The organism is Burkholderia sp. FW306-1C-G01B (genome assembly GCF_058781685.1).
Genome location: NZ_JBYSWZ010000008.1, coordinates 160,889 through 167,841, shown reverse-complemented (window position 1 = coordinate 167,841; position 6,953 = coordinate 160,889). Strand labels below are relative to the sequence as shown.

General features: G+C 66.2%; 6 protein-coding genes and 2 tRNA genes. 5 read left to right on the top strand and 3 right to left on the bottom strand.

Features of this window, described 5'->3' with window-relative positions; genetic code table 11:
* The 3 genes from AC3WLY_RS17710 to fdxA all read right to left on the bottom strand — a co-directional run bounded on the left by AC3WLY_RS17710 (position 1) and on the right by fdxA (position 643).
* Positions 1–76: transfer RNA gene (locus tag AC3WLY_RS17710), tRNA-Asn, on the bottom strand.
* A gap of 71 nt (positions 77–147) precedes the next feature.
* Positions 148–223 (bottom strand) — tRNA-Asn (locus AC3WLY_RS17705).
* A 96-nt stretch (positions 224–319) separates the two neighbouring features.
* Entirely contained in the window at positions 320–643 is a 324-nt protein-coding gene (fdxA, locus tag AC3WLY_RS17700) for a ferredoxin FdxA (protein ID WP_034183076.1), read from the bottom strand.
* Positions 644–948: 305 nt separating this feature from the next.
* Here fdxA and pncB point away from each other — a divergent pair, with 305 nt between their 5' ends.
* The 5 genes from pncB to AC3WLY_RS17675 all read left to right on the top strand — a co-directional run bounded on the left by pncB (position 949) and on the right by AC3WLY_RS17675 (position 6,921).
* On the top strand, positions 949–2,148 hold the full coding sequence (gene pncB / locus AC3WLY_RS17695) for a nicotinate phosphoribosyltransferase (RefSeq protein ID WP_072436020.1): 1,200 nt from the start codon (positions 949–951) through the stop codon (positions 2,146–2,148).
* A gap of 87 nt (positions 2,149–2,235) precedes the next feature.
* Positions 2,236–2,898 carry a LutC/YkgG family protein gene (locus AC3WLY_RS17690; RefSeq protein WP_111017539.1) on the top strand — a complete coding sequence of 221 codons (663 nt, stop codon included), beginning with the start codon at positions 2,236–2,238 and terminating at the stop codon, positions 2,896–2,898.
* 43 nt (positions 2,899–2,941) lie between these two features.
* Positions 2,942–4,372 (top strand): sodium:proton antiporter, encoded by a 1,431-nt coding sequence (locus AC3WLY_RS17685; protein ID WP_131947309.1) that lies wholly within the window; start codon positions 2,942–2,944, stop codon positions 4,370–4,372.
* Positions 4,373–4,453: 81 nt separating this feature from the next.
* On the top strand, positions 4,454–5,443 hold the full coding sequence (locus tag AC3WLY_RS17680) for a 2-hydroxyacid dehydrogenase (protein WP_175963737.1): 990 nt from the start codon (positions 4,454–4,456) through the stop codon (positions 5,441–5,443).
* Positions 5,440–6,921: a DNA recombination protein RmuC gene (locus AC3WLY_RS17675; protein ID WP_492309153.1), complete on the top strand. Its 1,482-nt coding sequence runs from the start codon at positions 5,440–5,442 to the stop codon at positions 6,919–6,921. Before AC3WLY_RS17680 ends, AC3WLY_RS17675 begins: the two co-directional genes overlap by 4 nt.
* Positions 6,922–6,953 lie beyond the last annotated feature (32 nt).

Here is a 6,953-nt window from a genome sequence, read left to right as displayed (position 1 = left end):
TGGCTCCCCGACCTGGGCTCGAACCAGGGACCTACGGATTAACAGTCCGGCGCTCTACCGACTGAGCTATCGGGGAATAAATCGATACATCTGCGTGTTCGGTTACCAGCAAAAAGCCCGTCCACTTTCAACGGGCCTATGCATTTTTGGCTCCCCGACCTGGGCTCGAACCAGGGACCTACGGATTAACAGTCCGGCGCTCTACCGACTGAGCTATCGGGGAACAAACAGCAGAGAAACGAGATTGTATGGAGTGTTGGCTAACCTGTCAATACTTTTGGGCCGCAGCGCACAAAAAATTTCTGCGGCCGCCGCGCGATCAGCGCTCGAGCAGGTGCAGCTTGTCCTGCACGTCCTTCCACTCGTCCGCGTCGGCCGGTGCCGGCTTGGTCTTTGTGATCGACGGCCAGCCCTTTGCCAGCTCGGCATTCAGTTCGGTGAACTGCTGCTGGTCGCCCGGAACGTCTTCTTCGGCATAGATCGCATTGGTCGGGCACTCGGCAACGCACACGGCGCAGTCGATGCACTCGTCCGGATCGATGGCGAGAAAGTTGGGACCTTCACGGAAGCAATCCACCGGGCACACATCCACGCAATCCGTGTATTTGCACTTGATGCAGCCTTCGGTCACAACGTGAGTCATTAAAACGCTCCTGCTTGGCGGTATATATGGGGTGGCGTTGGCGCCAAAAGCGGCATTGTAACTGAAGCGCAAAACCCGCATGGCGTGGTCGCCTTTCTAGCTTATATCGTTTCGTGATTAGTTTATGGGGGGCGCTCAGGGGGGGCCGCCGCGGGGCGCGCAACGGGGAAGCCGTATACGGCGCGACGGGGCAGCGCGGCAGGCGGTTTCGCGATGGTCGGGCCCGCATTCGAGTAACATGGCCGACAGACCGGGCGGCGCGCGGTGCGCCGGGACCCTGTCACGATATTGGCGGTGCCGCAATCATGATCATCACTTCGCTGCTCGACACGGATCTCTACAAGTTCACGATGATGCAGGTCGTCCTGCATCACTTCCCGGCCGCAAACGTCGAATACCGTTTCAAGTGCCGCACGCAAGGCGTCGATCTCGTGCCGTACATCGACGAGATCCGCGACGAGGTGCGCGGCCTGTGCTCGCTGCGTTTTTCCGATGTCGAACTCGACTACCTGCGACGGATGCGCTTCATCAAGAGCGATTTCGTCGACTTCCTCGCGCTGTTCCACCTGAACGAAAAGTACATCTCGATCACGCCTTCGCCGAAGGGCAACGGCGAGATCGACATCGTGATCGAGGGGCCGTGGCTGCATACGATCCTGTTCGAGATCCCGGTGCTCGCGATCGTCAACGAAGTCTATTTCCGCAACACGCAGCGCGAGCCCGACTATCGCGAAGGCCGCGAGCGGCTGCGCGAGAAGATCAAGCTGCTCGGCGCGAAGCCCGAGTTCGCCGACTGCAAGATCGCCGACTACGGCACGCGCCGGCGCTTCTCGAAGGTCTGGCACGAGGAAGTCGCGCTCACGCTGCGCGACGGCCTCGGCCCGCAGTTCGCGGGCACGAGCAACGTGCTGTACGCGATGAAGCACGACATCACGCCGCTCGGCACGATGGCTCACGAGTACCTGCAGGCGTGCCAGGCGCTCGGCCCGAGGCTGCGCGACTCGCAGATCTACGGCTTCGAGATGTGGGCGAAGGAATACCGCGGCGACCTCGGGATCGCGCTGTCGGACGTCTACGGGATGGATGCGTTCCTGAACGACTTCGATATGTACTTCTGCAAGCTGTTCGACGGCGCGCGCCACGATTCGGGCGATCCGTTCGACTGGGGCGAGCGGATGCTGCGCCATTACGAGGCGAACCGGTGCGACCCGCGCACGAAGGTGCTCGTGTTCTCGGACGCGCTCGACATCCCGAAGGTCATGCAGTTGTACGAACGGTTCCGCGGCCGCTGCAAGCTCGCGTTCGGCGTCGGCACGAACCTCACCAACGACCTCGGCTACGTGCCGCTGCAGATCGTGATCAAGATGGTGCGCTGCAATGGCCAGCCGGTCGCGAAGCTGTCGGATTCGCCGGGCAAGAGCATGTGCGACGACAAAGCCTATCTCGCCTACCTGCGCCAGGTGTTCGGCATCGCGCAGCCGGTCGAGGAAGACGCGTCGAAGTGAGCGTCGGCCGTTCGGTCGAAGGTGCGTGGCGGCAGAGGCGGCCGGTATAATCCGACGTATTGCACGCCAACGTCACGAGGACCGTTCATGGACACTTCTGCTGCCCGTCGCCAGATCCTCGCGCGCATTCGCGCGGCGCAGGGGCGCGCGGCCGAGCCGGATGCAGCGGAGCGCGACGGCGTCGCCGATTATCTCGCCCGCCATCCGCAGGGCCCGCGCCCGCCGATGCCGGCCGATCTCGTTGCCGCATTCGTCGACGAAGCGGCACGCCTGTCGACGACGGTCGACGAAGTCGCGGCGCTCGCCGACGCACCGGCCGCCGCTGCCCGCTATCTTTCCGCTCACGGCCTGCCGACGCAGGCCGTCGCATGGCGCACGCTGGCCGATCTCGACTGGGCCGGCGCAGGCCTGTCGGTCGAGTGCCGCAAGCCGCGCGACGGCGATCTCGTCGGCCTCACGGGCTGCTTTTGCGCGACCGCCGAAACGGGTTCGCTGGTGCTGCTGTCCGGTCCCGATACCTATGCATCGGCCGGCCTGCTGCCGGAGACGCACATTGCGATCGTGCCCGCGTCGCGGATCGTCGCTGGTCATGAAGACGCGTTCGCGCTGATCCGTGCGGAGCGCGGCGAGTTGCCGCGCGCGGTCAATTTCGTGTCGGGCCCGTCGCGCACGGGCGACATCGAGCAGACCATCGTACTGGGCGCGCACGGCCCGTACCGCGTGCATGCGATCGTCGTCCGGGGCGCATGACGCGCCCGCCGCATCCACTGCCACTCGAACAAGGAAGTTCTGAATGAAACGACATGCCGCCTGGGCGGGCATGGCGTCGGGAGTCGCGCTTGGCGCCGTTCCCGCGCTTGCATCGGCCGCAACGCTCGACGGTGCCACACTGTCCGCGCTCTGGGGCATCCCGTTTGCCGGGATCCTGCTGTCCATCGCACTGTTCCCGCTCGTTGCCCCGGTATTCTGGCATCACCACTTCGGCAAGATTGCGGCGGGGTGGGCGGTCGTGTTCCTGATCCCGTTCGCGTTCGCGTTCGGCGCGGGCACCGCGTTCGGCACGCTCGTGCATGCGCTGCTCGAGGAATACATTCCGTTCATCGTGCTGCTCACCGCGCTCTATACGGTGGCAGGCGGCATCTGCGTGAACGGCAACCTGCACGGATCGCCGAAGCTGAACACCGCGATCCTCGCGCTCGGGACGCTGCTCGCGAGCGTGATGGGTACGACCGGCGCCGCGATGCTGCTGATCCGGCCGCTGCTGCGCGCGAACGACAACCGCAAGCATGTCGTGCACGTCGTGATTTTCTTCATCTTCCTCGTCGCGAACGCGGGCGGCTCGCTGTCGCCGCTCGGCGATCCGCCGTTGTTCCTCGGTTTCCTGAACGGCGTGAGCTTCTTCTGGACGACGACCCATCTCGCGCTGCCGATGCTGTTCATCTGCGTCGTGCTGCTGGCGCTGTTCTTCGTGCTCGACACGTATTTCTACCGGAAGGGCGGCGAGGAGCGGCCGGCCGCGCTCGACCCGACGCCCGACGGCGCGGCGCTGTCGATCGACGGCAAGATCAACTTCGTGCTGCTCGCGGCCGTGGTCGCGCTCGTGCTGATGAGCGGCATCTGGAAGCCGGACATCGCGTTCGACGTGTGGGGCACGCACGTCGCGTTGCAGAACCTCGCGCGCGACGTCGCGCTCGTGGTCGTGACGCTCGCGTCGCTCGCGCTGACGCCGCGTTCCGCACGTGAAGGCAACGCGTTCAACTGGGCGCCGATCGAGGAGGTCGCGAAGCTGTTCGCGGGAATCTTCGTGACGATCGCGCCGGTGATCGTGATCCTGCGCGCGGGCGCGGACGGCGCGTTCGCACAGATCGTCCATCTCGTCACGGGGCCGGACGGCAAGCCGATCGACGCGATGTATTTCTGGGCGACGGGCCTGCTTTCGTCGTTCCTCGACAATGCGCCGACCTATCTGGTGTTCTTCAACCTCGCGGGCGGCGATGCGCAGACGCTGATGACGACGGGCGCGTCGACGCTCGCCGCGATCTCCGCGGGCGCGGTGTTCATGGGCGCGAACAGCTATATCGGCAACGCGCCGAATTTCATGGTGAAGGCGATCGCGGAGTCGCGCGGCGTGAAGATGCCGAGCTTCTTCGCGTACCTCGGCTGGGCGCTCGTTATCCTGGTGCCCGTGTTCCTGCTGACGTCGCTGATTTTCTTCCCGGCGTAACCTGACGACTTTCAACCAAGCGCGGGCAGTCCCGGCGGCGCGATGCGCGCCGCGATCGGCCCGCGGCATACGGAGATGGCGATGCAGAAGATTCTGGTCGCGCGTCCGATCTTTCCGGACGTGATCGAACGCCTCAAGCAGTATTTCGAAGTCGACTGGAACGACGGCGACGTGCTCGCACCCGATGCGCTCACCGCGCGTCTGGCCGACAAGGACGGCGCGCTGACGGCCGGCGATCCAGTCGGCGCGGCGGCGCTCGCGGCGGCGCCGCGCCTGCGCGTCGTGTCGAACATGGCGGTCGGCTACAACAACTTCGACATGGCCGCGTTCAACGCGGCGAACGTGCTCGGCACCAACACGCCGGACGTGCTGAACGAGTCGACCGCCGATTTCGGCTGGGCGCTGATGATGGCCGCCGCGCGCCGGATCGCCGAATCCGAACACTGGCTGCGCGCCGGTCACTGGCAGAAGTGGGCGTACGACGGTTTTCTCGGCACCGACATTTACGGCTCGACGCTCGGCGTCATCGGGATGGGCCGAATCGGCCAGGCGCTCGCGCGCCGCGCGCGCGGTTTCGGGATGCAGGTGATCTATCACAACCGGTCGCGGGTCGCCCCCGAGATCGAGGCCGAGCTGAACGCCGAATACGTGTCGAAGGATGCGCTGCTCGCGCGCGCCGATCACGTCGTGCTCGTGCTGCCGTACACGAAGGAAAACCATCATACGATCGGCGCGGCCGAACTCGCGAAGATGAAGCCCACCGCGACGCTGACCAACATCGCGCGCGGCGGGATCGTCGACGACGCGGCGCTGGCCGCCGCGCTGCGCGACGGGACGATCGCCGCGGCCGGCCTCGACGTGTACGAAGGCGAACCGGCCGTGCATCCGGCGCTGCTCGAGGTGCCGAACGTCGTGCTGACGCCGCATATCGCGAGCGCGACCGAAAAGACGCGCCGTGCGATGGCGAACCTTGCCGCCGACAACCTGATCGCCGCACTGGGCGAGGGGCCGCGCGCGGGGCAGCCGCCGAATCCGATCAACCCTGACGTGATCGGGAAGCCGCGCGCATGACGATGACGTTGTTGCTTGCGGCGGTCGTCGTGCTGGCCGTCGCGCTCGCGGTGGCGATCGTCGCGATCGTGCGCGGCGGCGGCCGCCACGACGATGCGGCGGTGCTCGGCGACCAGATCGAGGATGCCGCGCATGCGCAGGCGCGCGCGGTCGAGCGGCTCGAACGCGAATTGCGCGGCGAGATCGTCGAGAACGCGCGCGGTTCGCGCACCGAGCTGGCCGGCAGTTTCTCGCAGCTTCAGCAGACGCTCGCCGCGCAATTGACGAGCGTGGCGACCGTGCAGAACAACCAGATCGAGGGTTTCGCTCAGCAGCTCGGCAAGCTCGTCGCCGGCAATGCGCAGCAGTTCGACGCGATGCGCGAGAGCGTGCAGCGTCAGGCGCAGCAGGCGCGCGAGGAGCAGACGGCCGCGCTCAGGCTGTTCGGCGATACGTTGAACCGGCAGCTCACGCAACTGACCGAAGCGAACGATCGCCGGATCGGCGAAGTGCGCGCGACGCTCGAACAGCGGCTGAAGGAAATCGAGACGAACAACGCGGCGAAGCTCGAGGAGATGCGCCGCACCGTTGACGAGAAACTGCACGCGACGCTCGAACAGCGGCTCGGCGAATCGTTCAAGCTCGTGTCGGACCGGCTCGAGCAGGTCCATCGCGGGCTCGGCGAGATGCAGACGCTCGCGGCGGGCGTCGGCGATCTGAAAAAGGTGCTGACCAACGTGAAGACGCGCGGCACCTGGGGCGAGGTGCAGCTCGAGGCGCTGCTCGAACAGATGCTGACGCCCGATCAGTACGCGAAGAACGTCGCGACGGTGCCGAAAAGTACCGAGCGCGTCGAATTCGCGATCCGGCTGCCGGGCCGCGATGCGGGCACGCGCGATGCACCGCCGGTATGGCTGCCGATCGACGCGAAATTTCCGCGCGAAGACTACGAGCGGCTGATCGACGCGCAGGAGCGCGCCGATGCGACTGCGGTCGAGGAAGCCGCACGTGCGCTCGAAGCGCGCGTGCGGCTGGAGGCGCGCACGATCGCCGAGAAGTACGTCGCGCCGCCGCACACGACCGATTTCGCGCTGCTGTTCCTGCCGACCGAAGGGCTTTATGCGGAGATCCTGCGCCGCCCGGGGCTGACCGACCTGCTGCAGCGCGACTACCGCGTGACGGTCGCGGGGCCGACGACGCTCACCGCGTTGCTGAACAGCCTGCAGATGGGGTTCCGTACGCTCGCGATCGAGCAGCGCTCGAGCGAGGTCTGGCAGGTGCTCGGCGCGGTGAAGACGGAGTTCGGCAAGTTCGGCGACGTGCTCGCGCGCACGAAGGCGCAGCTCGAAACGGTCACGCGCTCGATCGAGTCCGCCGAGCAGCGTACGCGCGTGATGAGCCGCAAGCTGAAGCAGGTCGAGGCATTGCCGGGCGATACGGCGGCTGGCTTGCTCGGTTCGGACGGCGCGGACGGCGGCGCCGATGCCGACGACGCTTGACGGGTTCAGCCGCTCGAGTGCGGGTGGATCGC